The sequence below is a fragment of the Aquabacterium sp. UBA2148 genome, from assembly GCF_002328915.1.
GTDB lineage: Bacteria > Pseudomonadota > Gammaproteobacteria > Burkholderiales > Burkholderiaceae_C > Aquabacterium > Aquabacterium parvum.
In genome coordinates this window covers 1-3,279 of record NZ_DCXA01000155.1, presented here as the reverse complement: position 1 = coordinate 3,279, position 3,279 = coordinate 1, and the positions used below count along the sequence as shown (strand labels likewise).

At 63.3% G+C, this 3,279-nt stretch carries 3 protein-coding genes; all 3 read right to left on the bottom strand.

The genetic code is table 11. The features are described from left to right. Window positions 1-329: 329 nt before the first annotated feature. On the bottom strand, window positions 330-1,748 hold the full coding sequence (gene glnA, locus B2W70_RS08480; RefSeq protein WP_058089082.1) for a type I glutamate--ammonia ligase: 1,419 nt from the start codon (window positions 1,746-1,748) through the stop codon (window positions 330-332). Between the two features lie 272 nt (window positions 1,749-2,020). Continuing rightward, complete coding sequence (locus tag B2W70_RS08475) at window positions 2,021-2,839, bottom strand: competence/damage-inducible protein A (protein ID WP_286744753.1); 819 nt, start codon at window positions 2,837-2,839, stop codon at window positions 2,021-2,023. Beyond that, the coding region (locus B2W70_RS08470) for an EI24 domain-containing protein (RefSeq protein WP_286744751.1) at window positions 2,832-3,279 on the bottom strand (448 nt) is incomplete at its 5' end. The genes B2W70_RS08475 and B2W70_RS08470, both read right to left, overlap by 8 nt.

Sequence of the window (3,279 nt, the reverse complement as noted above, 5' to 3'; positions counted from 1 at the left end):
CTTTGGCTCTCAGCGAGTCGGTGTAGAGGTTGCCCGGGCATCGGTAGACGGGCTTTTCCTGGGCCCACGCGGCAGCACCAGCGCTCAGGGCGCAGACCAGGGAGATCAGCTTGAGAGACACGTGCAGCGGATTCGTCATCGTCATGCAGTCAGTCGGCGTGCAAGCCGGATGCCTTGCAGTATGCCCGCAAGCGGCGCCCCATGGCAGGCAAGGCCGGCACAAACGAAACGAAAGGCACGTCGCCACAACATGGGCAAGGTGCGAGGAACAAGCGAGCAAAAAAAAGAGCGGCCGAAGCCGCTCTCTGTTTGCGAACCGCTTGCGCGGATCACAGTGCGTAGTACATGTCGTACTCGACCGGGTGAACGGCCATGCGGAAGCGGGTGACTTCCTGCATCTTCAGGTCGATGTAGGCGTCGATGTAGGAATCGGTGAACACACCACCCTTGGTCAGGAACGCGCGGTCGGCGTCCAGGGCGTCCAGAGCCTGGTCCAGGCTGTGGCAGACGGTGGGGATCAGCTTGTCCTCTTCGGGCGGCAGGTGGTACAGGTCCTTCGTGGCGGCTTCGCCCGGATGGATCTTGTTTTCCACGCCGTCCAGGCCGGCCATCATCAGGGCCGAGAAGGCCAGGTAGGGGTTGGCCGAGGGATCGGGGAAGCGAGCCTCGATGCGGCGACCCTTGGGGTTCGACACGAACGGGATGCGGATCGAAGCAGAGCGGTTCTTGGCCGAGTAGGCCAGCTTCACCGGGGCTTCGAAGCCAGGCACCAGGCGCTTGTACGAGTTCGTGCCGGGGTTGGTGATGGCGTTCAGGGCGCGAGCGTGCTTGATGATGCCGCCGATGTAGTACAGGGCGAACTCGCTCAGGCCGGCGTAGCCGTCGCCAGCGAACAGGTTCTTGCCGTCCTTCCAGATGGACTGGTGAACGTGCATGCCGGAGCCGTTGTCGCCAACCAGGGGCTTGGGCATGAACGTGGCGGTCTTGCCGTAGGCGTGAGCCACGTTGGTGATGATGTACTTTTGCAGTTGCAGCCAGTCAGCGCGCTGGGTCAGCGTGGCGAACTTGGTGCCGATTTCCATCTGGCCGGCGTTGGCCACTTCGTGGTGGTGCACTTCGACCGGGATGCCCATCGATTCGAGGATCAGGCACATTTCCGAGCGCATGTCCTGGCCGCTGTCGACCGGGGGCACGGGGAAGTAGCCGCCCTTGACGGTGGGACGGTAGCCGGTGTTGCCGTGCTCGTACTTGGTGCCGGTGTTCCAGGCGCCTTCTTCGGCTTGGATCTCGAAGAAGCAGCCCGACATGTCGTTGCCCCAACGGATGCCGTCGAACACGAAGAACTCGGGTTCAGGACCGAAGAAAGCGGTGTCGCCCAGGCCCGAGGACTTCAGGTAGGCTTCGGCGCGCTTGGCCAGCGAGCGGGGATCGCGCTCGTAAGGCTTGTGGTCGGTCGGGTCGATGACGTCGCAGGTCAGCAGCAGGGTCGGCTCTTCGAAGAAGGGGTCGACGTTGGCGGTGTTGGGGTCCGGCATGAGCAGCATGTCGGAGGCTTCGATGCCCTTCCAGCCAGCGATGGACGAACCGTCGAACGCGTGGCCGGACTCAAACTTGTCTTCATCGAAGTGCGAAACAGGCACGGAGACGTGCTGTTCCTTGCCACGGGTGTCAGTGAAACGGAAGTCAACGAACTTGACGTCGTTGTCCTTCACCATCTTCATCACGTCGGCGACGGTCTTGTTGGCCATCAGGAGCTCCTAGCAACAGGCTTAATGAAAGCAGGAAGAGAAATTTTTCTGTCTCTGGTCCAGAAACAGCGCGCAGTGTAATAGCAGAAAGCGTGCCTTCAGGCTGAGCGCGGACAAGCCGCACTCGGATTCGGTCCATGGCAGAGGGGGCGCAACCCCGGGATGCGCCATCTCTGGGCGCACCGCGAAGGGCCATGGCGCACATCGTGAAAACGAAGCGGCATGTGCCCCTTTGGCATTTGCACTATGTTTGTGCACTTTTGGATCCAAAATCAGCTTCGCACCGATTCGGGGCCTATTTCAGCACCAAACTGGATCAGGCCGTCACGCAAGGCGACGAACGCCGCATCCACCTCGCTCGCCAGGCCCTTCACGCCAAGCTCGATGTGGCGCCCATGCACCGGGTGGTCAACGCTGGGCAGAGAGAACACCTTGATGGGCGCGAAACGAGCCTCGATCTCGACCATCAAGGGCGTCAGGCGAGACTCGATGGCACCGTAGACCACCACCGAGCGCTCCACCAGGCGCCCTTGCCCGTGCAAGTCAGCGTGCAAGGTGTCGAGCGCCCAGGCCACCATGGGCCAGGCCATGACCGGAAAGCCTGGCACGAAGTGCACACGGCCCGCCAAAGAAAAGCCGGGGATGCGGTTGTAGGGGTTGGGGATGATGCTGGCACCCTGAGGGAAACGCCCCATCTCCAGGCGCCGGAGGGTGTCGGCCGATTCCGGCTCGAAGGGCACGCCCTCTTGCTCGGCCATTTCACGGCAGCGCATCAGGATCAAGTCGCGGGCCTCTGGGTGCAGCGCCAAGGGCTGACCGACGGCTTCGGCCGCACAGGCGCGGGTGTGGTCGTCGGGTGTGGCCCCGATGCCGCCAAATGAGAAGACGACGTCGCCACTGTCCAGCGCGTGGCGCAGGTCGGCGGTGATGCTCGCGGGGTCGTCGCCCACATAGCGCACCCAGGAGACCGCCATGCCCCGCTCGGTCAGGAGTTCGATGGCCTTGACCAGGTGCTTGTCCTGCCGGCGACCACTGAGGATTTCGTCGCCGATGATGATGAGGCCGATGCGCGGGTTCTGAGTGTCAGGCATGTTCTGAGTGAGGGAGGTTGGCCAACGAACTTGGCAGGGGCTCGGCTCGCAGCGCCGCCAGCGCCGCCAGCAGGAAGTGAGCAAACCACAGGCTCGAAAAAACGAACACCAGGGTGTAGAGCCACAGCGAGACGACCAGGATGAAAGGCGCCAGGACGATGGCCAGCACGCCCAGGGCCCACACGGCAGCAGGCGCTGCGCCCAGGTAGCCACAGACCACGCCCATGAGCAGCAAGGTCGTGCGGTGGCGCTGGATCAGGGTGTCCTGCTCTTGCGGCGTGGCAAAGTCGGCGAGGGTGTCGTGGGCCATGACGCGGTAGGTCAGCCAACCCCAGATCAAGGGTGGCACCACCAACGCGAACAAAGGGATCAGCCACAGCGGCAGGCTCAACACGAGTGCGCCCAGCGCGACCACGGTGGAGGCCAGGGACAAGGCGACC